The organism is Verticiella sediminum (assembly GCF_007558815.1).
GTDB lineage: Bacteria > Pseudomonadota > Gammaproteobacteria > Burkholderiales > Burkholderiaceae_B > Verticiella > Verticiella sediminum.
Genome location: NZ_VLTJ01000011.1, coordinates 57,535 through 80,356, shown reverse-complemented (window position 1 = coordinate 80,356; position 22,822 = coordinate 57,535). Strand labels below are relative to the sequence as shown.

The following is a 22,822-nucleotide window of genomic DNA, read 5'->3' as shown; positions in this document are numbered from 1 at the left end:
GATTGCTGCCCGAGCCTCAGAACGTCGGAGTTCTTCATGCCACTCGTTGCCCGTCTTACCCTCTTTTCCCTGCTCTGCCTGCCACTGGTCGCCGGCGCGGCCGGCCAGGCCGTCATCCAGGGAGAAAACCAGCGCACCTACAGCGTGGATTTCGATCAACGCAACCTGCGGCTGGAAGACAGTCAGCGCCGCGGCATCTATCTGCTGTCGCGCGACGGCGTGCTCTACGCCGTCTCCTCCGTCGGCAACCAGCCCGTCGTGGTGAGCGGCAACGCCGTCATCGGCCTGCTCAGCGGCGGCGGCAATCGCCAGTTCGCCACCGGCAGCGAAGACATCCAGCAACTGCTGTCGCTCGAACCGACCGGCAGGAGCGAGACCGTGGCCGGCATCCGCGGCGAACAATACGCGGTGAACTATATCGACCGCAGCGGACGCAACCGCACCGAGAACGTGGTGCTGTCCACCGACCCCGACGTCGTGACGCTCACGCGCGCCGTGGGCCAGGCCGCCATCGACTTCCAGCAGCGCACCGGCGTCGACACCCAGGGCGCGCGCGCCCTGCTCGCCGAGCTGGACAAACAGAATCGCGGCCTGCTCGGCTTCGGTCAGCACTACCGCCTGGCCAGCCTGGAACGCGGCGCGCCGCCGGCCGAGCGCTTCGCGCTGCCGGGCGCGCCCATGCAGCTTCCCTCGCTCAACGATCTGCAAGGCCTGATCTCCGGGATGGGCGGGCAGCGCTGACCGGGCTCGCCCCGGCCCGCGCGAGCTGCGCCCGCACCTTGCGCACATAGACGAGCTGGCGCGCGGGACTGATCGCGTTGTAGGCGCCCACCGCACGCCAGACCGGCCCGTGCCGGGCGATGTTCGCCGCCAGGATCCAGGCTCCCACATGCGCCGAGACGCAGGGCTCGTAGAGCTGGGCCTCGCGCACCCCGTGGCGCGCCAGCACGGGCAGCCAGGCAGAATTGATCTGCATCAGCCCCAGATCGCGCGAGCCGTTGCGGTTGCTGCGGTTGATCGCCCGCACGTTCAGCCCGGACTCCACCTGCGCGATCGCCCGCAACAGGGCCGCGTCCACGCCATGGTGACGCGCCGCCGAGCGCAGGCAGGCCTCGACATCGGCATGAGTCGGCACGCCGCCCGGCGGCAGCGGCGACGGGTGCGGCGCCTGGGCCGCCGCCGCGCAGGCCAACGCGCCCAGCCACAGACCGGCGCTGCGGCCCATCGCACCGCGCCATCGCCGGCGCCCCGCCTCAGCCATCATGGCGGCACCCCCACAACGCATGAACCAGGTTGTCCGGGCCGCCGTCCACGTGCACCCGCCCATCCAGCAGGGACGGACGGATGCGGACCTGCACGTAGCTGCCGGCCCCGCTTTGCACCGAGCCGGCGAAAGCGCCGGTCACGCTGACGGCGCCCGCGGCATTGACCGAACCCGTCCCCGAGACCGTGCCGCGCAGGTCGCCCCGCACGTCGATGTCGCCGCCTGCGATGCGGTGATCCAGCGCCTGCAGCCCCAGCCGCGTGAAGGGCGTGGTGCCCGGTGGGCAGGAAGGCTCCGGCACGGGCTCGCCGCTGCGCAGCCCGCCAGCCTCGCCCTGCACGACATAGCGGCCGATCTCGAACCAGACCCCCACCGTGCAAACGGCCAGCGCCCCGCGGGCGGAACGGGCATAGACACCCTCGCCCGGGCAGGCCGCGCCGGGCTCGACCCCGGTGGGCAGTTGCACGCCGCTGCCCGCGACCAGCAGCCCGTCGACCTCCAGCCGGTTGCGCAGGCGCACCGGCCGATCGTCGCCATGGCGCACGAACTGGTGAAAGGGCGTGGCGTCCAGGTCGGCGCTCACCGCCACGATTCCCGCAACCGCACCGACCGGGTTGGCGGCGTCGAACAGAGCGCCCCGCAAACGCTCCGGCACGCCCGGCGGTGCATGTCCGCCGTAGCCATCGGTGGACAACATGATCGCGCCCACCAGTTCCGGACTGTAGTCGAGCGCGGCTTCGGCACGCACCGGCTCGGCCGTATAGACCAGCGCGCGCAAACGGCAGGCCGGCCCCGGGCATTCGTGCTCGCGCCACAGGCGGATGCGCAGCGAGGCCCCATAGGCCGGGCGCCTGGGCTCTCCCGCCTCGAGCACGGCATCCTCGGCCTGCAGCAGAGGTGCGGCGTCGACATCCAGGGGCAAGGGCTGCGCCAGCCAGTCGGGCGGCTCAGCGGCGCCCTCGTAGCCGAGCAGCCAGTCGTAATGTTCCACCATTAGGCGCTGCAGCGCGCCACGCGCGACCAGCAGGAGCCGCCCCGTGCTCTGCGCGCCCGCGTCGCGTGTGGCGTCCGCGGAAGCCGATGCATACCAGACGGCGCCCATGGCGAGCAGCATCGCCGCGATCGCCACCTCGACCAGCAGATAGCCCCGGACCGACTTCGGATGCGCGACACGCATGCGCTCACCATATCGTGAAGGCAAACTGATTGGTGTCGCCATTGCTGCAGGCGGACTCGGCGGCAAGTGCCGAATAGGCGACCGCCGGCGCGGACAGTGCGTCCTTGACGACCGCGGCCGACCCGCCGGTCACTTCGATGCGCTGCGCCACGCGCTGCATCATCGAGGCGAGCCCCGGGCAGGCCGCATCGTTGACGTCGTCCAGCGTGACCGTGAAGGACGCGCCGCCGTTGCCCGCCGCCACGGCGATGAGCCCGCTGGACGTGCCGTTGCCCCCCAGACCGTGCGCCACGCGCGCCAGGCTGTCCGCGTCCACCGCGAGGATGCTGGAATTGCGCATGGCCCGGGCGAGATTGCCGGTGTCGATCCCGGTATAGGGCGACGTCACGCCCTGCCCGTTGGCCTTGGTGCGCGCCACGTAGCGCTGGAGTTCGCCGGCCACCTTGGGCACCTTGTTCTCGATGACGTAGCTGTTGATCGCCGGTATGCCGAGGATGGAGACGATCAGCACGATGGCCGTCACGATCGACACCTCTACCAGACTGAACCCGACCTGCCTGCGTCGGGCCGAACTGCACACTCGCCTTGCCATCGTTGTGCTCCTTCCGTTGGATTGAACCCAGCCACCCTGGCGCGCCTGCGTCAGGCCGTGGCGTAGTACGTCTGCATGCCGCGGCGCAGCTCGTCGATCGCCGCGAAGTGCCAGCCCACCATGGCCAGCGTGCCCCCGACCGCGGCGAGCAGCATGGCCCAGCGCAGGACGGCGGCGCGGCGCAGCAAGTGCCGCAGCACCGTGGACTCGATGCGTTCGCGCGTGCGCGCCAGGCCCTGGTCCACGCCGTGGATCGCGATCATGTCGGCGAGGAACCAGCCGGTGCTGCGCTCGAGCAGCCCGGTAGCGAAGGTCTCGGCGCCGACGAGGCCGTCGTCCACCCGTTCGAGCATGCGGTTCAGGTGCCAGCTCTTCCACGCGTTCGCGCCGGGCACCTGAGCCAGCAGCGCATTGCGCAGCGATGTCCCTACATTGCCACGCTGGCGCAGCATCGTGCTGAGCAGTGCGAGGAATCTCACGCAGTGGAAATCGCGGTACACCCGCCACACGGAGCAGCGATCGAGCACGGTGCGCACGCGGCCGGTCAGGCCGCCGAAGGACCACGCGACGGCGCAGCCCGCGAGCACGATGGCCGCGAGCACGGCCGGCAGGCCGGAGCGCAGCCACGCAGCGAGTTCGAACAGAGCGACCGCGCGCGGCCCCCAGAACGCGGGCGGCACCGTCTCGAAGGTCGCGCGCAGGGTGGGGACGGTGAAATGCGGCACCGCGAGTAGCAAGGCGCACAGCACGCCCATGGCCAGCACGGCGGCCGCCATCGCCGAGGCGAACCCACGCGCGCCCTGTTCGAGCAGCCGCACCGTGGCCGCCACGTCGGCAAGCGCGCTGCCCAGCGCGTTGGCGCCGGCCAACTGCGCGGCGCGCACCAGTGCCAGGTCGTCGCGCGGCAGGCTGCCCTCGAAAGTAGCGGCAAGATCGCCACCATGCTCCCGATAGCGCTCGGCCCAGATCGCGCAGAGGCGCCCGCGGACCGACGCCGTGCCGTGGCGGCGCGCGTCGTCCTCGAAGATGTCGCGCAGCGACTTGCGGCCGTCTGCCTGGATCAGCAGCGCGGACAGGTAGTCGTAGTAGTCGGCCCGGCCGCCGCGAAAGGCCAGCCCGAGCGCCAGCCGCTGCACGCGGCCGCGCCGGCGCGGCCACTGCCCGTGCTGGCCGGCCCTCATGGCGCACACCCGTCGGCGGCAAACGCACCGAAGCGGGCTTGCAGGTCGCGCGGATCGAGCTCTCCCTGCAGGCACTTGTAGAGCCCGCACTCCATCGCCGTCTTGCCGCGCATGCCCGGCGCGTTGTACGGGGCGCTGCGCTGGCTGGCGAGGTGGCGCCGCTGCCGCACGTTGTCCGCGCGGCGCAGGTTGGCGAGAAAGACATCGTCCGCGGCGGGTTCGATCATCTCGGCCACCACGGTGCGCCCGTCCAGCCCGTAGAGCTCCGGCATGCGGCGCGCCCGGCAATGCGCGCAGCCCGCTACGCTGCGCATGCGCACGGACGTGCTGCTGCATCCGCAAGCCGATTCGATGCGATCCCGGTAGGCGCCCCAGCGGTCCGGATCGGCCGCGCTCCAGGCCGACAGCGGCTCGGCGCAATGGCTGCACAATTTGGGCAGCAACGCCTGGTACACCAGCAGCTTGAGAATGCCCGGCGTTGCGAGAAAGTCCCTGGAGACACCGATGAAGTCGGACGCCAGCCGGTCCGGGATGAGCATGGCCGCGCCAGCATGCACGGTGGTGTAGAGGCTGATGCCGCTGCCGGCGAGATCCATGAAGGCACGGCCGGTCTGCGTGTCGCGCACCTCGCCGACCAGAAGATCGTGCATGGCCGAGCGCTTGACCGTGCGCAGCTTGGCGTCGAAGGCGTCCTGGCGTTCGGCGTCGAGTGTCCGCACCACGCTGTTCTGCAGGGCGCCGGGAATCAGGTACTCGACCGGGTCTTCCAGCGTGATGACCTTGCGGGTGGACGGGATCATGCTCATCATCGCCGCGATGGTGGTGGATTTTCCGGAGCCGACGACACCGGCGACGACGATCGCGCCGCCATCGGTGAGCCGGGCCCGATCCAGCGTGGCGATCTGCTCGGGCAGGTAACCCAGCGCCGCGAACGACGCCTCGACCCGGGCGTCCAGCCGCAGGATGCGCAGGCAGACCGAGGCGCCGCTGTCGGCGGCCAGCGAGGCCCAGCGCAGCATGACGGGCCGTCCTCCGATCTCCAGCGCGATGCGGCCCTGCTGTTCGATCAGCGGATCGAACACCGCGCCGTTGCCGCCCTGCACGTCCATCCAGGCCACCGACAGAATCTCCATCAGCGTCACCGTCGGCATCCGCGCGAAGCGCGCCGGCGCCACGTAGCGCCCGGCCACGGTGTAGCGGACCTCGGACTCGGCAGCGTGCATGCGCAGGTTGACGTGCAGGTCGCTCGCATCGTGCTGCAGTCCCCAGGCGACCATGTCGTGAAAGGCATCGGCCATCGCCGATGCCGAACCTGGCGTACGTGGCAGCCCCGGCCCGCCGCTGCCCACCTGGCTGCGCACCAGCGCGAGCAGCAGCGTGGCGGGCACCACCAGACGCGAGGGTTCGGCCAGGCGGTAGCGCCGGCGCACGACCATGCGCTCCAGCTCGTCCACCTGGTCGCTGTCCTGGTATGCCTCGAGCGTTGCGATGACCACGCTGCCATCCTCGTACTGCATGGGACAGAAGCGATTGCTGCTCGCGCCAACGTCGAAGTCGTCGCGCAGCACGCGCCGCAGGGGCTGCGGCAATCGCGCGAGCTCGCTCTGGCTGTCCACGCGCAGCACGCGTCGCCGCACGACCTCTGGGTGCGCGAGGCTGGGCAGCGGGGCATCGGCGCGCCGGCCGAAGTTCAGCGCCATGGCCGCTCACTCCGCGCGCGGCAGGGCCGCGCCCAGCACGTCGCGCGCGTGGACATCCACGACAGGCGCGGCCGGCGCGGGCCGGTGGCAGACGGTACGCACCGCGCCGGCGCCGCGGCGCAGCAGCGCGCAGCCCTGGACGATGCCGAGCAGCCGGTACTCGGACGCCCCGCGCCCGCCATACGGCAGGCTCGCACCCGGGCGATACTCCTTGCGCACGCCGTCGACCAGCACCACCGCGGTGAGCTGGGTGCCCACGCCGTAGAGCTCGACCAGCGTGAGTGTCTCCCCCGGCAGCACGCGGGCCGGGGCCTGCTGTGCCGCGCTACCGGCGTGCGCGTGCGGCGCTCCCGGCAGGCGGTCGCGCTCGGCCTGCAGCAGCGCCTGCACCGTCTGCGCTTCGGCATGCCAGGCCGCCTGTCCATGGGCCCATGCCGCAGGCGCCGCGAGGAATCCCACACCCGCCAGGACGAGCCGCGCCGCCTTGGTCAGATCAATCATGCTGTTGCGTTTCATAGACGACTCCTTCGATATCGGCCATGGCCGCGCTTTCCGCCAGTCCGGGTCGCGCGGCCGGATCGATCTGCAACGCGAGGCGCCGCCAGGCAACACGCTCGTGCAGCACGGCGTCGAGCAACGGGGCCGAACGCCAGGGACCACGCAGGCGCAGGCTGCGCATGTACAACCCCGGCAAGCCTTCGGGGCGCGGCAGGCCCACGCCTTCCGGGGTCATGGGCGCGTGTACCGCCACCGGCTGCGGCGGCCCGAGCTGGACATCGACGAAAGCGGCGCGCATGCGCTGCAAGGCGTCGGCGTCCTCGATCGCGCCGGGCTGCATGCGCGGCAAGGCGCCCAGCCGCAATGTGGGCACCTCGACGCCCACATTGCGCGAGGCCATGGCGACATCCAGCGAGGGCCAGCCCGGATACCAGGCGCTGGGCAGGGCGGCGGCGAGATCCACCGCCAGCCCGCCCCCCGCGGTACGCCGGTAGCTCGCTTCGCAGGTCCAGCCGCCGGCCTGCCAGGCGCAGCTTGCCCCCGCCAGCATCCAGCCCACCGGCAGCAGCGGCAGTTCGCCGACCGCCTCCCAGGCGAGCCTGAGCGCGGCGCTGCCCGGCATGCTGGACGAGCGCGCCAACCGTGCATAGGCCAGATCCCAGGCTTCGCGCACGTATCTCGCATCTTCCTCGAGCGCGGGCGCGGGCGGCGGCAGCGCCGCCTGCGACGCCGCGCCGCGCTGCGCGACGAAGCCCACCGCCAACGCCGCCACGACGACGGCCGCCAACGCCCAGAGGCGCCAGCCGGTGCGCGCACTGCGGCGCGCCTGCAGCACGCTGTGTGCGCCTGCGCGTGCGGCAAGCGCGGCGAGATCCGCGGCCGGGCAGATGGACAGATCGCCGCCCTGCGCCCAGCCCTGCGCGCCGGCATGCCATGCGAGGCCGGCGCCGAAGCGCGCGTGCGCCGCGCCCAGCGCCCGGGCCGCCGCCTCGGCATCGAGCAGTTGATCGCTGCCCGCGACCACCTGGCCGTCGCGCGCGAGCACCAGCCAGACCCATGGGCCGACGCGCCATGCGCCGGCGTGCGTGCCGGCGCCCGCATCGGCGGCCCAGATCTGTGCGGCGGCATGGCACTCCAGCCGCGACAGGCTGCCCGACAGGCGGGCCGTGCCCACCGATTCGGCGCGCCCGCCCGCGTGCACCCAGTGCGTCGCTCCGGCCTGCCGTGCCCTGCGCAGCGCCTGGCCGCGCAGATCGGCGCCGAGAATGGCCTGCCAGGACACGCCCAGCGCGAGACCGATCGTCCGCGCACCGGCGCTCGCCGTGGTCAGATGGGGAACCGTCGCGGCGCCGGCGCTCGCGGTGCCGCCGGCAGCGGGGGCGGGGGCGCTCATGCCCCCTCCTCCGCGAACGCGGTCAGGATCACGACGGTGGTTTCGCGCGTCGTGCTGGATCGTTGAGAGCCACCGAGCAGCCACGGTGCGTCGCGGTCGAGCCGGCGGCCGTTGCTCTGCTCGGCATGGCGCTCGAAGCCTGAGACGATCAGGGGCTGGCCGGGCCGCAGCGCGACCTGCTGGACCGTTCCGCTGCCGTCGACCGTGAGCTGCTGGATCTGCACGGCGTTGTCGCCGGAGCCGAAGTTCACGCTGCGCAGGGGCTGGGCGACCGTGCTGTCGTAGGCGATGGACAGCAGCACCTGACCGTCGTCCTGCGCATCCGGGATGAGGGTGAGGAACTGCCCGACGGTCTCGGCTTTCTGGCTCACGGACACGCTGGGCAAGGCGCCCACGGCGCCGCCGTCGCCGACGGTGGACAGGGCCGTGGTCTTGACTTCGTCGATCCAACTGAAGGTCGTGCGTACCGCATGGGTGACGGGCTGGCGATTGAGGGTGAGCAGCGGCACACTGGTGTGGCGAGTCACGACCCCGAGCTCGCTCAATGCGCGGACGATGGCGCTGGAACCTGCCCACGGGCCACCCTCGAGCTGGCCCGCCAAGCTGCCCGCGGCGGCATCGGCCAGCAGCGCAGGTGCGCCCACGGCGCCGCCCGCGCGCGCGGCGGCGTAGACCAGGTTCCAATCGATGCCAGCCTCGGCGTCGTCGCGCAGAACCACCGAAACCTCTTCGAACACCAGCCGCACGCGCCGCATCAGCGTACGGTTCTCGCGCTCGAGCAGCGCACCGACACGCAGCAGCGCGGCCGGCGTGTCGGTGACCACGACCAGGCTGGAGCCATCGGCCTGCGCGGCCAGCCGGCCGGCCTGCGTGAGCAGCGGCTCGATGCGATGGGCGATCGCGCCGAGCAGGTCCTCGCCCGCCAGGGCGAGCTCGGTGCCGGAGGCCGACTCGAAGGCGCCTTGCGTCGCGTTCGCCGTACGGCCCAGGCTGGCCCGCGCCGATGCGCGTGCGAGCAAGGCGCGGACATTGAAGACCTGGCTGCGGGTACGGAAGATCTCGAGCTCGCCGTCGGCATAGCGCCAGGCCACGCCCAGGCGCGCGGCGACCATGTCGAGCAGACGCGGCAGCGGCTGGGCACCCTGTGGCAGCGTGTAGGTCCAGGGCGCCGGCACCGCGTCCTGCGGTGGCGCGCCCGTCTCGTCCAGCCTGGGCGCGAAGCGCTCCTGCGGCAGCAGAGCGTCGGGCTGCACGCGCACTGGGATGCCCGTGGCCAGGGTGATGCGCTCGGCCAGCATGGGCAGCACCACCTGGCGGTCCGGAAACAGCAAGGTGGTGTCGACATCGCGCCGCAGGGCGGCTGGCAGCGTCAACTCGCGCGCCAGCGGCTGGGGCCGGCCGGCCAGCCATGGCCGCGCGACCTCCTGCGCACGGCGGCGCGCCTCCGCGTCCGTCATGGCCGCGCCGAACTGCTGCTGCGCCTGCCGGTTCTCGATGGCGCGCCGATGGGCAGCGTCGCGGATGCGCTCGCTATGCTCGAAGACAGCGCAACCCGACGCGAACGAGGCGGCCAAGGCCCAGCCGGCCACCAGACGCACGCGCCTCATGATGCCCGCACCGCATCGCCGCCCGGCGCCAGGGTGACGTCGCAGGGTTGGGTGTAGGCGACCACGCGCACCACGCGATTGGCGTAGAAGCACGGTTGCAGCGGCCGCTCGGTGAGTTCGGTGGCCGACAGCAGGCCACGTACCGCGTTGCGAAAGTCCGCGCCGAAGCTCGCCGCACCGACCAGGGGAATGTCAACATCGACGGTCCAGTGCTCCGGGCCGAACATCCAGCCGGCCTGTCGCGACCAGCGTTCGAGCACCCGCCGCATGTTGCCTTCCGACAGCGCCGCGTCGAACTCCAGCACCGGTGCCGGCGAGGAGTCCGTCATGGCCTGCGGGCCGGCCGGCGGCGTCTCGGCGGCGGGCGCCGCGGGCCCGCCCGGCGCGCCGACATTCACAGTGGCCACGCTCACGGCCCGCTCGGCGCTGGAGACACGGAATCCCGCCGCCTGGATGTCCTCGCCAGCGCTGCCGGCACGCCCTCGTGCCGGCAGCGGGGCCGGCGGCGTATCCACCCACTGCGTGGACGGGCTGGGCTGGTCCGCGACGATGCCCTTGCGGGGCTGGCCGCCGCGGTACTCGGCGCGCGCCGTGACATCGCCGATGCGCAACAGAAAGCCGCCGGTGGTGCCGTTGAGCACCACGTAGGGCCCCTGCTGCACATAGCTCAGCAGGCTGCCGGCCTGGCCCTCGCGGCCCAGATCGAAGATCGCCGGCAGGGCCTGGCCGGGCGTGAACTGCAGCCAGGTGCTGGCGCCGTCGTCGAACACCTGGACCGGCGCGACCCGGCGATCACCGGACAACTGATAGGCGAAATCGTAAGCCTGCGCCGCGCCGGACCCTACGCAGGCGCCCAACAGCCAGCAACCCAAGCCACGCCATCCTGCCACCCTGCCCGACATGCCGCCTCCCTGGCCCCGTGCGATGGGGCAATGGAAGACATCGTGCCGGGCGCACCGGTGCGCGCCAATATCGGGAACTACGTAAGGATGCGGATGCTGCGCACCTGCGCTGCGCAGCGCGCCAGCCACGCCAGCCGGTCAGCGGCCTGCGAAGAGATCCAGGCGATCGGTGCAGATGGCGTCGACGCCCCAGGCGAAGATCTCCTGGGCGCGCGCGGGTTCGTTGACCGTGTAGCACATCAGGCCATAGCCGGCGGCCTTGATGGCGCGCGCGGTGGGCGCGTCCAGCCGGCGATGATCGCAATGCACGGCGACGCAGCCGAGATCCCGGACGCGTGCGAGCCAATCGGCCGGCACGCGCTGCCAGAGCATGGCCCGGGCGAGTTCCGGCCGCGCGGCGGCCGCCGCGCGCAAAGCGTCCTCGGAAAACGACGACAACAAGGGCGCGGGCGACGCCGGCGTGCCGGGCTCGCGCCGGGCCCAAGCGCGGGCCGTGTACTCGGCCGTGACCCGTCCGGTGACGATTTCGTACCCGGGAGCGGGCTTGATCTCGACGTTCATCCAGATACCGGCCTGGATCAGCCAGTACGCCGCGTCGGCGAACAGCGGGACGGGTTCGCCCACGAAGGCCTCGCCCTTCCATGCCCCCGCGTCCAGACGCACCAGCACCTCGGACGGCGTGAGCGCCACTGCGCCCCGGCCGGCGATGGTGCGGCCGAATTCGGGATCGTGCATCAGCACGGGCACCCCGTCGGCGGCCAGCATGACGTCGAACTCCACGCCGGCATAGCCGTGCGCCTGGGCCGCGCGCATGCCGGCCAGGGTGTTCTCGGGGGCAAGAACGCCCCCGCCCCGATGGGCGACATAGCGCGGATAGTGCCAGCCCGGGACGATGGCCATGGGGCTTACTTCGCGGACATGACGGCGGCGGCGCGCTTGACGGCGTCGGACTGCGCCTGCATCGCCGGCTTCTGGCCGCGCAGGGTCAGCGCGGTCTCCTCGTTCAGGATCGCGAGCACGTCCTGATAGCGCGGAATGCGCAGGCCGCGGCTGTTCGCGCTCGGGTTGCGGTCCATCTGCGTCACGACCTGCTGCGCGCCGGGGATGCGGTTGTAGAACGACACGTCGGCGGCGCGCGCGGCGGCCTCGGTCAAGGGCAGAAAACCCGTCTGCTGGTGCCATTGCGCGGCCACCGTGGGCGAGACCAGCCAGGCGATGAACTGTGCCGTTGCCTTGTCCTCGGCCGCGCTGTGGCCCGACGTGGCCCAGAGCGCCGAACCGCTCACGAGCGGCATGCCGCCCTCCTTGCTCGCCTCGACATAGCGGGGCAGCGGCGCCACACCGGTCGCGAACTTGCGCGGATCGAGCTTGGCCCAGGCACCCGTGCCCGAGGAGAGCACCGCGCAATCGCCATTGGCGAAGGTGCTGTCGGCCTCGTCCTCGAAGGTGGCGGTGGTGAACAGGCTGCTGCGCACCCAGCTCGTCATCATGGCGAGATGGCGGATGTGTAGCTGGCTGTTGACCAGCAGGTCCGGGCGGCCGCCGTCCAGGCCGTTGTTGCGCGAGGCGAACGGCTGGTTGTTCGAGGCGGCGAGGTTCTCCTGGTGCACCCAGACCATGCGGCTGGTCGCGTACGGGCATTGCACGCCGGCATTCTGCAGGGCGATCAGTTGGTTCTGCAGGTCGCGCCAGGTGACCGGCGGCTGGTCCGGGTTGAGCCCGGCCTTCTTGTAGAGGTCGCGGTTGTAGAACAGCACCGGGATCTCGGCCATCAGCGGCAGCGCGAGCAGGCGGCCGCGGCCATCGCGCACGTAGCCGCTGGTCTGCGGCAGGAACCAGCGCACGTCCTTGATCGGGTACTTGTTCAGCAGCTCGTAGAGCGGCAGTACGCGGTTGTCCTTGGCCACGGTTTCCGGCGCGAACTCGTCGGACAACTGGACCAGGTGCGGCAGGCGCTTGTCCTTGATCGCCTGGGCCATGCCGGCGGCCATGGCCTTGTCGTCGGGCGCGGCGCTGAGTTCGACGACCACGTCGCTCTGCGACCGGTTGAACTGCGAGACGAACGACTCGAAGATCGCCTTGTGGGCGGCATCGAGCGAGTGCCACACCAGAATCTTCTGGGACTCGGCGTGTGCTGCGCCGAAAGACAGAACCGCCGCGATGGCGGCGACGCAGGTTTTGAGGGCTTTCACGTTGTCTCCTGAGGACCGTGTCTAGCAAGAACGGCCGCCCGTGAGGCGGCCAAGAGGGAAAAGGCGTTCAGCGGCCAAGATGGGGAAAGGCGGGTTCGGGACGCCGTCCGGCGACCAGGTCGGCCAGCATGCGCCCCGAGCCGGGGCCCATGGTCCAGCCCAATGTGCCGTGGCCGGTGTTCAGATACAGATTGCCGATGCGGGTGCGGCCCACCAGGGGCACGCTCGATGGCGTGGCCGGGCGCAGGCCCGCCCAGTAGTTGGGGACGGACAGATCGAGGACGTCCGGACCGAAGCACTCCTGGGCGATGCGCGTCAGGGCTTCGCAGCGCACGGTGTTCAGGCCACGATCGTAGCCCGACAGCTCGGCGGTGCCCGCCACCCGCAGCCGATCGCCCAGCGGCGAGATGACGACCTTGCGCGAGCTGTCCGTCAGGCTCATGCGCGGCGCGCGCGCGGCGTCGAGGATGCGGAACGTGGCCGAATACCCCTTCGCCGGATAGACCGGGCACGGCACGCCCAGCGGGCGCACGAGCTGCGCTGAGAAGGCGCCCGCGGCCACCACGAAGACATCGCCATGGACGCGCTCGTAGCGCCCGTCCGGCCCGATCGTCTCGGCGGCGTAGACCCTGCCGCCCTCGGCGAGCAGGCGCATGACCTGCGTCGAGTAGCGGAACCGGACGCCCTGGGCGGCGCCGCGTTCGGCCAGGGCGGTGGTGAACTTGAACACGTCCCCGCTCTCGTCGCTCGCGGTGTAGTCACCACCCACGATGCGCGCCCGCTGACCGGCGAGCGCGGGCTCGGTCTGGATCACCTCGTCGGCGGACAGGATGCGCCGGTCGACGCCGAGATCGCGCAGCACGCTCGCGGCCTGCTGGGCGGTCTCGAAATCGCTGGACGAGCGGTAGAAGGTCAGAATGCCGCGCTCGAGATGATCGTAGTCGATGCCGAGTTCGCGCCGCATCTCCTGCAGGGTGCGGCGGCTGTATTCGGCCAGTTGCTGCATCGCGCGGATGTTGGGCTCCAGGCGCGAGCGCCGGCATTCGCCCAGGAAGGCCAGCCCCCATTGCCATTGCCGCCAGTCGAACTGCGGCCGGAACAACAGCGGGGAGTCGTCGCGCATCAGCCATTGCAGCAGGCGCCAGGGCGCCTGCGGAGTGGCCCAGGGCTCGGCGTAGGCAACCGAGACCTGGCCACCATTGGCGAAGCTGGTTTCGCGGGCGGGGCCGACGGCACGGTCGATCACTTCCACTTCATGCCCATCCTGCCGCAGCCACCAGGCACTTGCCGTGCCGATGATGCCGCTACCCAGTACCACAACCTTCATGCTTGCTCCTGAACGGCGCGCCCCGGCCTGCCATGCGGACAGGGCCAGGGGCGCGTGCGATCGGAAATATTAGCGAAAGAAGAACGATAGCGCAGGCACGGATCAGCGTGCGGCGGCGAGGTCGGCTTCGGACGTGAAAGCGTCTGCGAAGAAGGCCTCTGTGGGCAGGCCGCAACGCTCGGTGAAATCGCGCCGCGCCGCTTCGACCATGGCAGGTGCGCCACAGGCGTAGACCTCATGTTCCGACAGATCGGGGATGTCCTGCATCACTGCATGATGCACGAAACCCGTACGCCCAGTCCAGGCATCTTCGGCCTGTGCGTCCGACACCACGGGAACATAGTGGTAATCGGGCAAGTCCCCGGCCCAGGACTGCGCCAGTTCGCCCAGGTAGAGATCGCGCGGGCGCCGCCCGCCCCAATAGAGACGCACGGTGCGGCGCATGCCCTTGTGGATCATGTGCTCGACCATCGCCTTGATCGGCGCGAAGCCGGTACCGCTCGCGAGCAGCACGATCGGCCGCTCGGTGTCCTCGCGCAGGAAGAACGAGCCCAGCGGCGCCTCGCAGCGCAGGATCTCGCGCGCCTTGACCGACGGTTCGGCCGCGCCGAAGAGCCGGTCCGTGAATGCGCCGCCCGGCATGTGGCGGATATGCAACTCGACCGTGCCTTCCACGTGCGGCGCCGACGCCATCGAATAGCTGCGCCGGCGGCCGTCCTTGAGGATCAGCTCGAGGTACTGGCCGGCATTGAAGACGAAGCGCTGATTGGCCGGCATCTGCAGGCGCACCAGCATGACGTCTTCGCCCAGGCGTTCGAGCGCCTGCACGCGCACCGGCATCTTGCGGATCTCGATCCCGTCCATGCCCTGCACGACCCGCGCCTCGACCGTGAGATCGGATTGCGGTACGGCGCAGCAGAACAAGGCGTAGCCCTGCGCGGCGTCCTCCGGGTGCAGGGTGCCGGGCTGGTGCGGCAATTGCTCGAACTCGCCGTCCACCACTCGGCCCTTGCAGGAAGAACATGCGCCGTTCTTGCAACTGTAGGGCAGCGTGACGCCGGCGTTGAGCGCCGCATCGAGGATGGACTCCCCGGGCGCGGCATAGAACTGGTGGTTGGAGGGCAGAACGGTGATGCGATGGCTCATCTCAGTACCCGACCGCGCGTCGCGCCATCCGCGACGCATGAAAACTGCGGCAATGCGATCCAGGACGCCGCGGATCCGGCTCCGCCGGTCCGCCAGCGCCGCCCCCTCGAGGGGGCGCGCGTCAACGCGTAGGGGGTGGGTCTCATTCTTTCAGAACTTGCGGATTTCCTTGATGCGGTTGGCATCGTCCACCAGGATGACCTTGGGCTTGTGAGTCTCGATCTCGGCGTCGGACATGGGGCCGTAGGTGCAGATGATGAGCAGGTCGCCCAGGTGCGCGCGGCGCGCCGCGGCGCCGTTCAGCGAGATCTCGCCGCTGCCGCGCGGGGCCTTGATGATGTAGGTAGAGAAACGCTCGCCATTGTTGACGTTGTAGAGCTCGATGCGCTCGAACTCCTTCATGTCTGCCGCGTCGAGCAGATCTTCGTCGATGCCGCATGAACCTTCGTAGTTCAAGTCGGCCTGCGTCACGGTAACCCGGTGCAGTTTGGCACGCAGCATGACACGTTGCATGGAATATCACTCCTTGGTGGCGGCCCGTGCCGCACGATGAGCCGAAGGTTTCCGGCCCGCGGCGGATATTCTATAATTTTTGGCTGGCATGCCGGGACGACCCGGCCAGGCCTTGCGTCAGGAAACACATTGTCGTTGGCAGACACTGCCCACCGCCGGTGCAAGGACCGCGCCAGGCCTTCTGGGGACGACCCCGTATCGAGCGTCGCCGAGACGCTCTTCATCCGGAGTCATCGCCATGCACTGGATCATTCTCTTCTTTGCCGGCCTCTTCGAGGTCGTCTGGGCCATCGGCCTCAAATACACCTACGGCTTCACGCGCCTCGTTCCGTCGGTCATCACGATCGCCGGCATGATCGTCAGCTTCTGGCTGCTGTCGACGGCGATGAAAGTCCTGCCGCTGGGCACGGCCTACGCGATCTGGACCGGCATCGGCGCGGTCGGCACCTTCATCGCCGGCGTGATCTTCTTTCACGAATCGCTCTCGGCCATGCGGGTGCTCAGCGTCGGGCTGATCGTCGCCGGCCTCATCGGCCTGAAACTCGCCACGCCCTGACGCCGCGGCCCCGGCCACGCAACGAAGGTTCGCCATGCAACGAAGGCCCCGCGGCGCCTGAGCTCCCGGGGCCTTCGCTCGGTCCCGGCCGCGATCGGGGCCGGGGCCATCCTGGCGTCAACGCTTCAGGCTGGTCGGCGCCAGAGGCTTGATCGCCTCGAACTTCTTGCGGGTAGCGATGAACTCGGGACGCGGCGCGAGGCCGAACTTGGGCGCGCCCAGCGTGTTCTCCATGCTGTTGTAGACCATGAAGACGTTCGCGCGCGGCCACGGCGTGATGTTGCCGTTCGAGCCGTGCATGGTGTTGCAATCGAAGAACACCACGGTGCCGGCCTTGCCGGTGACCGACTGGATGCCGCCCTGCTCCACCAGCAACTGCAGGCTGACGGGATCGGGCACGCCGTATTCCTGCTTGCGCAGCGATTCCTTGTAGTGATCGTCGGGCGTCTCGCCGATGCACGAGATGAACTGGCGATGCGAGCCCGGCACCAGCATCAGCGGGCCGTTCTCGGCGCGATTGTCGGTAAGCAGCACCGAGCAGCTCACCGCGCGCATGGCCGGCATGCCGTCTTCGACGTGCCAGGTTTCGAAATCCGAATGCCAGTAGAACTCCTTGCCCTTGAAGCCCGGCTTCAGGTTGGCGCGCGACTGGTGGATGTATACCTCCGAGCCGAGGATCTGGCGGGCGATGTCGGCCAGGCGCGCGTCGGCCGCCAGGCGCTGCAGCACCGGACTGATCTCGTGCACCTTGAAGATCGAGCGCACGGCGTCGCTGCCCGGTTCGCGGATCGCTTCGTCGCGCTGGCGGGTCGCGGGGTCGGTCGACAGACGCTCGACTTCCCGCAGCAGCGCGGCCACTTCCTGCTCACTGAAGAATTCCGGCAGGATCAGAAAGCCGTCGCGCTCGAAGTCGGCCATCTGGCCGGCCGAAGCACCGCTGGCATAGGTGCCGCCGTGATAGACCACAGGGTCCTGGCGGGCGATGATGGCGGCGCCGCGATCCGAACGCGACGCGTAGATATCCTTCGCAGGGGAAATCATCAGGCAGCCTCCTTGTTCGACGTGGTTTCTTCGTCATCCGTCACCAGCGGGTAGACACCCTTCTCGTCATGCACTTCGCGGCCGGTGAGCGGCGGATTGAACACGCAGATCACCCGCAGCGGCTCCTTGCCGCCGCGCAGGTAGTGTTCGTCGTTCTCGTTCAGGGCGTAGATCACGCCCGGGCCGAGCGCGTACTTCTTGCCGTCGGCGATGGTCTCGATCTCGCCGTCACCCTCGACGCACCACACGGCCTCGAGGTGGTTCTGGTAATGGATGTGGGTCTCGGTGCCGGGGAAGATGGTGGTTTCGTGGAACGAAAAACCCATGCCGTCCTTCTTCAGAAGCACCCGGCGGCTGCGCCAGGTGTCGGTGACGACTTCGTCCTCGGTGCCGATGGTGTCTTTGACGTTGCGCACGATCATGTTTTTTCTCCTGGATGGTTGATGGGCACTCCCCGTTCGCGCGGCGCGACAAGGCGAGCCGCGGCCCGCGCCCCGAAGGGCGCGCGGCGCGAGCGGTAGGGGAAAGTGCCCGGATGTGTGGCGTTCCGGGCGGACGAAAATCAGCGATTGCCGAACTTCAGCACGCGGGCGCTGCTGGCGGCGTCATGCTCGGCCAGCACGTCGGCCACTGCGCGATCGATGATCTCCAGCCCCTTCTTGAGCTGCTCGTCTTCGATAGTGAGCGACGGCAGGAGCTTGAGGACTTCGTCGTTCGCGCCCGAGGTCTCGATCACGAGGCCCTGCTCGAAGGCCTTCTTGGACACCTTGGAAGCGAAGGTCGGGTCCTGGCTGACCAGCCCCTGCATCAGACCGCGCCCACGCACCGACAGGCCGGCGCCGGGATAGCTCTGGACGATGTTCTCCAGATGATCGCGGGCGATGCGCTCCTTGCGCTGGGTGTCGCTGGCGAACGCGGCGTTGGTCCAGTAGTGGTCCAGGGCGGCCGTGGCCGTGACGAAGGCCAGGTTGTTGCCGCGGAACGTACCGGTGTGCGCGCCGGGCTGCCAGACGTCCAGCTCGGGCTTCATCAGCACCAGCGACATCGGCAGGCCGAAGCCGGAGAGCGACTTGGACAGCGTGATGATGTCGGGCTGGATGCCGGCGGGCTCGAAGCTGAAGAAACTGCCGGTGCGGCCGCAGCCGGCCTGGATGTCGTCGACGATCAGCAGCATGTCGTGCGCGCGGCACACGCGCTGCAGCTCCTTCAGCCAGCGCAGCGACGCCACGTTGATGCCGCCTTCTCCCTGCACCGTCTCGACGATGACCGCGGCGGGCTTGTCCAGGCCGCTGGAGCGGTCTTCGAGCATGCGCTCGAGATACACGATGGTGTCGACATCGGGACCGAAGTAGCCGTCATACGGCATGAACACGGTGTTGGCGTGGCTCACGCCCGCGGCTTCGCGGTACTTGGCGTTGGCCGTGACGGCCAGCGAGCCGCCGCTCAGGCCATGAAAGCCGTGGGTGAACGAAATGACGTTCGGGCGCCCCTTGACCTGGCGCGCGAGCTTGAGCGCCGCCTCGACCGCGTTAGTGCCGGTCGGGCCGGTGAACTGCAACGTGTACTTCCAATTGCGCGGCTTGAGCAGCACGCGTTCGAAGGTCTCGAGCAGCGTGCGCTTGGCACCCGTGGCCATGTCCAGGCCATGCACGATGCCGTCGGATTCCAGGTATTCGACCAGCTTCTGCTTGAAGAGAGGATTGTTGTGCCCGTAGTTCAGCGTCCCGGCGCCAGCGAAGAAATCGATGTACTCCCGACCGGTTTCGTCTACCAGGGTTGCGCCCTTGGCCTGCTTGAAGACCACGGGAAAGGAACGGATGTAACCGCGAACCTCGGATTCCAGACGATCAAAGATCTTCAGATCCATCTTCTATGTACTCCTCTGTTAGCGCCCCCGGGTCGGACGTTGCCGTCCGCCCACCCCATCGCGGGGTCAGACCCGTCGATACGACCGGTCTGGGCACCAGAAGCATTGGTAACGATCCCTGGGGTCAGGGAGCGACACGAATGCCTCAGTGAAATGGGCCGATTTTCAAAAGCATCTCGTCTTCATGAGCGGCACCCTCGCCGAACATCGTGTGATCGAACAAAGGCTGTTCGCTCATGTCGGTTTCCAGATCCTTGGCCAGCCCCGAGAACATGCCTCGGGAAGCGGCGTTGGACGGCGAAACCGTGGTCTCGAGAAAGTGAACATGGCGCGACACCGGGCGTTGCAGCAGGTGTCGCAGCATGGATTGCCCCAGCCCTCGACCGCGGGCATCGGCATGTACGGCAACTTGCCATACGAAGAACGTTTCCGGCTGTTCGGGCGGCAGGTAGCCGGAAATGAAACCGACCACCCTGCCCTCCAGCTCGGCGACCACACAGGTGCCGGCAAAGTGATGGCACAGCAGCAGGTAGGCATAAGTCGAGTTCACGTCGAGCGGGGGCGACTGCCGGATCAGTTCGGCAACCGCCGCGCCATCCTCGACCCGGGGTGCGCGCAGAACGATGTCTTCGTTCGGCTGCGCCTTGGCGTTTTCGTTACTCATACGGCCAACCCCGACTCGGCCGGCATGTCGCCGTGCGGAACTTCCAGGATGGCCGGGTGCGCATCCGCAGCCGGCGCGGCGCCCGAGTCACGCTTCTCGACGAGATCGACGATGCGCTCGAGCGACAGCGTGATGGTCGCGCGCTCGAGTTCCGGCAATTCGTTGAGCGCCTCGGCCAGCGTCTTCTGCAGCGGAGACGGGGCTTCGGCGGCCAGGGCCACGCCCGCCTCGGTGGCGGAAACGAACACCGTGCGGCGATCCTCGCGGCCGCGCTCGCGGCGCACCAGGCCCTTCTCTTCGAGCCGGTCCAGGATGCCCACCACGGTACTGGCGCTGACGTGGATCTCGCGGCTGATCGCGGTGGCCGTCATCGGGCCGTTGGCGATCACCGTATGCAGGCAGACCAGTTGGGGCGCGGTGATGTGGCTGCAGGCCGCAAGCTGCTTGGAATGCAGGGCGATCGCGCGGGTGATGCGGCGCAGCGCCCTGAGGATGCGCAGATCGTATTGCTGCGCCAGTGGAATATTGTTCATGAATAACCCCGGTAGCGGTTCACCGAAAGGATCGGCTCATAGCCGATTTTCGCCGCTTTCTGCCTCCCTCTTGTTGAGCCTAAGGCTTGGAGATGTCTTCATCGAAATTCATTTCGACTGAAATTATATTTATTGAAGGCAGTTAGGTCAACCCATGCGTACCCTTATTAGGGAAAACCTCGAGAATTGACGGCTCAAGCAAGCATCGTACCTGGCCTGAAAAAACTTGAAGGATTCATCATATTATTCATTAATTTCAGGGAGTTATGTGAAACCATCACATGCGCCGAATGGCGACGATGCGGGCAGCAACGATATCAACTGAAAATATTGCACACCGATATTTCATTGGCGTGAAGGCGAGCACACCTGATCAGCCCTGACGAGGCGCGGTAGGCAGGAGGGGGCCCCGGGGGGCTTCAGCCTCCTTCGGGCGGCCGCGCGGAGGCTGAGATGCGATAGGTGCAGCGCTCGCCGCCCGACTGCAGGTGTTCCAGGCGGCGTACGCGTACGCCGGGGCCGAGGACGGCTTCGAACAGGGCCAGTTCGGACCGGCAGAAACCCTGGCACGCGCGCGCGGCGGTGCAGATGGGGCAGTGGTTCTCGATCAGCAGGAAGGTGTGCTCGTCGAGCGCGCGCCAACTGCACATATAGCCTTCGGCGCTGCGAATGCCGGCCAGGGCGGCAACGCGCGAGGCGAGGTCGGGGCAGCCTTGCAGGGCCTGCTGGTACGCGGTGCGCGCCTCGGATTCGCGTGCGGAGATCAGCCGCTCCACCCCCGCTTCGCCGAAGAGCTGGCGCGCGGATTCCAGCAACTGGCCGGCCAGCACGCCGTGCGCGTCGGGAAAGCGCGCATGCCCGGACGGCGTTAGGCGCCACACCCGGGTGGGACGCCCCACGCCGTTGGCGCGCGAGCGCGCCTGCACCAGCGACATGCCGCCCAGGCGCACCAACTGCTGGCGAGCCGCCTCCCCGCTGATGGACAGCGCCTCGCCGAGCTGGGCGGCCGATTGCGGGCCGTGCAGCTTCAGGTGCTCGAGAATGCGGTCCGCCGGCGTGGCGGCGGCTCCGGACGAGCGGAGGGAATCCGGCGTCAGGCTCATACGGCGCTCGAAAAAGGACGAGCCCAGGCGATGGGCTCAGGCAAACTTAACAGATGGGGGTGCACCGGGCAACAGCCGGGCCAGCGTGCGCCAGGCGCTCTCGTCGTCGGCGGAAACGACCGAAAAACGCATCATGCTGGAAGGCTTCTGCTCCGGATTGAACAGGATGCCCGGGGCGAGGAGCATACCCTGCGCGGCCGCCTCGCGCGCGAGGGCCTCGCTGTCGCAACCGCAGTCGGCCCAGACGAACATGCCCGCCTGCGGCGCTGTCTCCATGCGTACGCCCAGAGACGCAAGGCGCTGCAGGCAGCGCTCGCGCGCCTCGTCCACGCGCTGGCGCACGCGCTCGACATGCCGGCGATACTGTCCGTCCGCGAGCACCCTGTGCACTACCCGCTCACCCAGCTCGGGGCTGGTGAGCCCGGTCAGCATCTTCACGTCGGCCAGGCCCAGCGCCAGCTCGGGCGCGGCGGCGATATAGCCCACGCGCAGGCTGGCCGCCAGCATCTTCGAGAAGCCGCCGACATGGATCACGCGGGCCAGGCCGTCGAGCGCAGCCAGACGGATGGCGCCGCCCGGATGCAGCTCGCTGTAGGTATCGTCCTCGATGACCAGGAAATCGTAGCGTTCGGCCGCACGCAGCACGGCATACGCGGCGCCGGCCGTCAGCGTGTGCCCGGTCGGGTTGTGCACGACGGAATTGACGATGAAGAGCCTGGGCCGGTGCAACTGCGCCAAACGCTCCAGCGCCTCGATGTCGGGGCCGGCAGCGGTGCGCGGCACCCCCACGACGCGCACGCCGAACGCGGCCAGGCGGCCGAACACCACGAACCAGCCCGGGTCCTCCACCAGGACCGTGTCGCCCGGCGCGACGCAGTGACGCACCACGAGATCGATGGCCTGGGTCACGCCGGCCGTGGTGACGATCTGGCGTTCGGGATGGACCGTGATCCCTTCGGCCTGCAGGCGGGCCGCGATCTGCTGGCGCAGCGGAGCAAAGCCCTGCGGATGGCCGTAGCCGACCAGGCTGCTGCGCGCCGAGCGCCCGACCGCGCGCACGGCGCTGGCCACCATTTCGGCATCCAGCCACTCGGGCGGCAGCAGGCCGGCGCTGCCCGGCATGGCGGTCGATGCGTCGGCGACGAACATGCTGCGCAGCAGCCAGGAGACGTCGATGCGCGAAGGCACGGCCGGCGTCCGGGGACGCTCCGGACTCAAGGCCGGCCTGGGCCGCGGCAGCACGAAGAAACCCGAGCCGCGACGCGAGCCGACCAGGCCCGCAGCAACCAGGCGGTCGTATGCCTGCACGACGGTGAACCGGCTCACGCCCGCGCTGCGGGCGAGATCGCGGATGGACGCCAGGCGCGTGCCGGGGCGCAGCGCCTGCGATTCGATCTGCCGGCCGATGCGCTGGGCCAGCCGGCCGGCGAGCGTAAGCTCGCCGAGGTCCTCGCCGGACCTGCTTGCAGGAGGAGAAACTGTCATGTCGATTTACCGGGCCAGTGTCTGAATTGAACTGGTCAACTGTACCGGTACTGTACCGGAGATCGCACGTACAGTGTACCG

Annotated in this window: 23 protein-coding genes; 2 read left to right on the top strand and 21 right to left on the bottom strand. The window is 69.3% G+C overall.

What is annotated here, in order from left to right; translation table 11 throughout:
* Positions 1-36 precede the first annotated feature (36 nt).
* Positions 37-741 carry a hypothetical protein gene (locus FOZ76_RS07060; RefSeq protein ID WP_143947442.1) on the top strand — a complete coding sequence of 235 codons (705 nt, stop codon included), beginning with the start codon at positions 37-39 and terminating at the stop codon, positions 739-741.
* Here the strand turns inward: FOZ76_RS07060 and FOZ76_RS07055 are convergent.
* The 14 genes from FOZ76_RS07055 to panD all read right to left on the bottom strand — a co-directional run bounded on the left by FOZ76_RS07055 (position 695) and on the right by panD (position 15,492).
* The gene (locus tag FOZ76_RS07055) at positions 695-1,264 is read right to left on the bottom strand and encodes a lytic transglycosylase domain-containing protein (RefSeq protein WP_246129329.1); all 570 of its coding nucleotides are present in this window, start codon (positions 1,262-1,264) and stop codon (positions 695-697) included. The two genes, FOZ76_RS07060 and FOZ76_RS07055, sit on opposite strands and share 47 nt — an antisense overlap.
* On the bottom strand, positions 1,254-2,441 hold the full coding sequence (locus FOZ76_RS07050; protein ID WP_143947441.1) for a hypothetical protein: 1,188 nt from the start codon (positions 2,439-2,441) through the stop codon (positions 1,254-1,256). The genes FOZ76_RS07055 and FOZ76_RS07050 overlap by 11 nt, the downstream gene beginning before the upstream one ends.
* Positions 2,442-2,445: 4 nt before the next feature.
* Positions 2,446-3,033: a type 4 pilus major pilin gene (locus tag FOZ76_RS07045; protein WP_143947440.1), complete on the bottom strand. Its 588-nt coding sequence runs from the start codon at positions 3,031-3,033 to the stop codon at positions 2,446-2,448.
* A gap of 50 nt (positions 3,034-3,083) precedes the next feature.
* Positions 3,084-4,214 carry a general secretion pathway protein gene (locus FOZ76_RS07040; RefSeq protein ID WP_143947439.1) on the bottom strand — a complete coding sequence of 377 codons (1,131 nt, stop codon included), beginning with the start codon at positions 4,212-4,214 and terminating at the stop codon, positions 3,084-3,086.
* Positions 4,211-5,914: a GspE/PulE family protein gene (locus FOZ76_RS07035; protein ID WP_143947438.1), complete on the bottom strand. Its 1,704-nt coding sequence runs from the start codon at positions 5,912-5,914 to the stop codon at positions 4,211-4,213. The genes FOZ76_RS07040 and FOZ76_RS07035 overlap by 4 nt, the downstream gene beginning before the upstream one ends.
* Before the next feature lie 6 nt (positions 5,915-5,920).
* A complete protein-coding gene (locus FOZ76_RS07030; protein WP_143947437.1) occupies positions 5,921-6,430 on the bottom strand; it encodes a hypothetical protein in 510 nt (169 codons plus the stop codon).
* Entirely contained in the window at positions 6,408-7,805 is a 1,398-nt protein-coding gene (locus FOZ76_RS07025) for a hypothetical protein (RefSeq protein ID WP_143947436.1), read from the bottom strand. The genes FOZ76_RS07030 and FOZ76_RS07025 overlap by 23 nt, the downstream gene beginning before the upstream one ends.
* Positions 7,802-9,412: a hypothetical protein gene (locus FOZ76_RS07020; RefSeq protein WP_143947435.1), complete on the bottom strand. Its 1,611-nt coding sequence runs from the start codon at positions 9,410-9,412 to the stop codon at positions 7,802-7,804. Before FOZ76_RS07020 ends, FOZ76_RS07025 begins: the two co-directional genes overlap by 4 nt.
* Positions 9,409-10,284: a TrbG/VirB9 family P-type conjugative transfer protein gene (locus FOZ76_RS07015; RefSeq protein WP_246129328.1), complete on the bottom strand. Its 876-nt coding sequence runs from the start codon at positions 10,282-10,284 to the stop codon at positions 9,409-9,411. Before FOZ76_RS07015 ends, FOZ76_RS07020 begins: the two co-directional genes overlap by 4 nt.
* A 168-nt stretch (positions 10,285-10,452) precedes the next feature.
* Positions 10,453-11,214: a glycerophosphodiester phosphodiesterase gene (ugpQ, locus tag FOZ76_RS07010; protein WP_143947433.1), complete on the bottom strand. Its 762-nt coding sequence runs from the start codon at positions 11,212-11,214 to the stop codon at positions 10,453-10,455.
* Positions 11,215-11,219: 5 nt separating this feature from the next.
* Positions 11,220-12,506, bottom strand: coding sequence for an extracellular solute-binding protein (locus tag FOZ76_RS07005; protein WP_143947432.1), 1,287 nt, complete (start codon positions 12,504-12,506; stop codon positions 11,220-11,222).
* 67 nt (positions 12,507-12,573) lie between these two features.
* On the bottom strand, positions 12,574-13,833 hold the full coding sequence (locus FOZ76_RS07000; protein WP_143947431.1) for a D-amino acid dehydrogenase: 1,260 nt from the start codon (positions 13,831-13,833) through the stop codon (positions 12,574-12,576).
* Positions 13,834-13,935: 102 nt separating this feature from the next.
* Complete coding sequence (locus FOZ76_RS06995; RefSeq protein ID WP_143947430.1) at positions 13,936-14,979, bottom strand: CDP-6-deoxy-delta-3,4-glucoseen reductase; 1,044 nt, start codon at positions 14,977-14,979, stop codon at positions 13,936-13,938.
* 150 nt (positions 14,980-15,129) lie between these two features.
* Positions 15,130-15,492 (bottom strand): aspartate 1-decarboxylase, encoded by a 363-nt coding sequence (panD, locus tag FOZ76_RS06990; protein ID WP_143947429.1) that lies wholly within the window; start codon positions 15,490-15,492, stop codon positions 15,130-15,132.
* A 238-nt stretch (positions 15,493-15,730) separates the two neighbouring features.
* On the opposite strand from panD, the gene sugE reads away from it, so the two are divergent.
* The gene (gene sugE, locus FOZ76_RS06985) at positions 15,731-16,048 is read left to right on the top strand and encodes a quaternary ammonium compound efflux SMR transporter SugE (protein WP_143947428.1); all 318 of its coding nucleotides are present in this window, start codon (positions 15,731-15,733) and stop codon (positions 16,046-16,048) included.
* Between the two features lie 117 nt (positions 16,049-16,165).
* On the opposite strand, the gene thpD is transcribed toward sugE, so the two are convergent.
* The 7 genes from thpD to FOZ76_RS06950 form a co-directional block, all read right to left on the bottom strand.
* Positions 16,166-17,089: an ectoine hydroxylase gene (gene thpD, locus FOZ76_RS06980; RefSeq protein WP_143947427.1), complete on the bottom strand. Its 924-nt coding sequence runs from the start codon at positions 17,087-17,089 to the stop codon at positions 16,166-16,168.
* On the bottom strand, positions 17,089-17,511 hold the full coding sequence (locus FOZ76_RS06975; protein ID WP_143947426.1) for an ectoine synthase: 423 nt from the start codon (positions 17,509-17,511) through the stop codon (positions 17,089-17,091). Before FOZ76_RS06975 ends, thpD begins: the two co-directional genes overlap by 1 nt.
* Before the next feature lie 140 nt (positions 17,512-17,651).
* Positions 17,652-18,956: a diaminobutyrate--2-oxoglutarate transaminase gene (gene ectB, locus FOZ76_RS06970; protein ID WP_143947425.1), complete on the bottom strand. Its 1,305-nt coding sequence runs from the start codon at positions 18,954-18,956 to the stop codon at positions 17,652-17,654.
* 145 nt (positions 18,957-19,101) lie between these two features.
* Entirely contained in the window at positions 19,102-19,620 is a 519-nt protein-coding gene (gene ectA, locus FOZ76_RS06965) for a diaminobutyrate acetyltransferase (protein WP_143947424.1), read from the bottom strand.
* Positions 19,617-20,153, bottom strand: coding sequence for a MarR family winged helix-turn-helix transcriptional regulator (locus FOZ76_RS06960; protein WP_143947423.1), 537 nt, complete (start codon positions 20,151-20,153; stop codon positions 19,617-19,619). Before FOZ76_RS06960 ends, ectA begins: the two co-directional genes overlap by 4 nt.
* Positions 20,154-20,572: 419 nt before the next feature.
* Positions 20,573-21,256: a helix-turn-helix transcriptional regulator gene (locus FOZ76_RS06955; RefSeq protein WP_143947422.1), complete on the bottom strand. Its 684-nt coding sequence runs from the start codon at positions 21,254-21,256 to the stop codon at positions 20,573-20,575.
* Positions 21,257-21,292: 36 nt separating this feature from the next.
* Positions 21,293-22,741 carry an aminotransferase-like domain-containing protein gene (locus FOZ76_RS06950; protein WP_143947421.1) on the bottom strand — a complete coding sequence of 483 codons (1,449 nt, stop codon included), beginning with the start codon at positions 22,739-22,741 and terminating at the stop codon, positions 21,293-21,295.
* Positions 22,742-22,822 lie beyond the last annotated feature (81 nt).

Coding starts and splice junctions, on each gene's coding strand:
- FOZ76_RS07060 (WP_143947442.1), top strand. CDS start 37: ATGCCACTCGTTGCCCGTCTTACCCTCTTTTCCCTGCTCTGCCTGCCA.
- FOZ76_RS07055 (WP_246129329.1), bottom strand. CDS start 1,264: ATGATGGCTGAGGCGGGGCGCCGGCGATGGCGCGGTGCGATGGGCCGC.
- FOZ76_RS07050 (WP_143947441.1), bottom strand. CDS start 2,441: ATGCGTGTCGCGCATCCGAAGTCGGTCCGGGGCTATCTGCTGGTCGAG.
- FOZ76_RS07045 (WP_143947440.1), bottom strand. CDS start 3,033: ATGGCAAGGCGAGTGTGCAGTTCGGCCCGACGCAGGCAGGTCGGGTTC.
- FOZ76_RS07040 (WP_143947439.1), bottom strand. CDS start 4,214: ATGAGGGCCGGCCAGCACGGGCAGTGGCCGCGCCGGCGCGGCCGCGTG.
- FOZ76_RS07035 (WP_143947438.1), bottom strand. CDS start 5,914: ATGGCGCTGAACTTCGGCCGGCGCGCCGATGCCCCGCTGCCCAGCCTC.
- FOZ76_RS07030 (WP_143947437.1), bottom strand. CDS start 6,430: ATGAAACGCAACAGCATGATTGATCTGACCAAGGCGGCGCGGCTCGTC.
- FOZ76_RS07025 (WP_143947436.1), bottom strand. CDS start 7,805: ATGAGCGCCCCCGCCCCCGCTGCCGGCGGCACCGCGAGCGCCGGCGCC.
- FOZ76_RS07020 (WP_143947435.1), bottom strand. CDS start 9,412: ATGAGGCGCGTGCGTCTGGTGGCCGGCTGGGCCTTGGCCGCCTCGTTC.
- ugpQ (WP_143947433.1), bottom strand. CDS start 11,214: ATGGCCATCGTCCCGGGCTGGCACTATCCGCGCTATGTCGCCCATCGG.
- FOZ76_RS07000 (WP_143947431.1), bottom strand. CDS start 13,833: ATGAAGGTTGTGGTACTGGGTAGCGGCATCATCGGCACGGCAAGTGCC.
- FOZ76_RS06995 (WP_143947430.1), bottom strand. CDS start 14,979: ATGAGCCATCGCATCACCGTTCTGCCCTCCAACCACCAGTTCTATGCC.
- panD (WP_143947429.1), bottom strand. CDS start 15,492: ATGCAACGTGTCATGCTGCGTGCCAAACTGCACCGGGTTACCGTGACG.
- sugE (WP_143947428.1), top strand. CDS start 15,731: ATGCACTGGATCATTCTCTTCTTTGCCGGCCTCTTCGAGGTCGTCTGG.
- thpD (WP_143947427.1), bottom strand. CDS start 17,089: ATGATTTCCCCTGCGAAGGATATCTACGCGTCGCGTTCGGATCGCGGC.
- FOZ76_RS06975 (WP_143947426.1), bottom strand. CDS start 17,511: ATGATCGTGCGCAACGTCAAAGACACCATCGGCACCGAGGACGAAGTC.
- ectB (WP_143947425.1), bottom strand. CDS start 18,956: ATGGATCTGAAGATCTTTGATCGTCTGGAATCCGAGGTTCGCGGTTAC.
- ectA (WP_143947424.1), bottom strand. CDS start 19,620: ATGAGTAACGAAAACGCCAAGGCGCAGCCGAACGAAGACATCGTTCTG.
- FOZ76_RS06960 (WP_143947423.1), bottom strand. CDS start 20,153: ATGAACAATATTCCACTGGCGCAGCAATACGATCTGCGCATCCTCAGG.
- FOZ76_RS06955 (WP_143947422.1), bottom strand. CDS start 21,256: ATGAGCCTGACGCCGGATTCCCTCCGCTCGTCCGGAGCCGCCGCCACG.
- FOZ76_RS06950 (WP_143947421.1), bottom strand. CDS start 22,741: ATGACAGTTTCTCCTCCTGCAAGCAGGTCCGGCGAGGACCTCGGCGAG.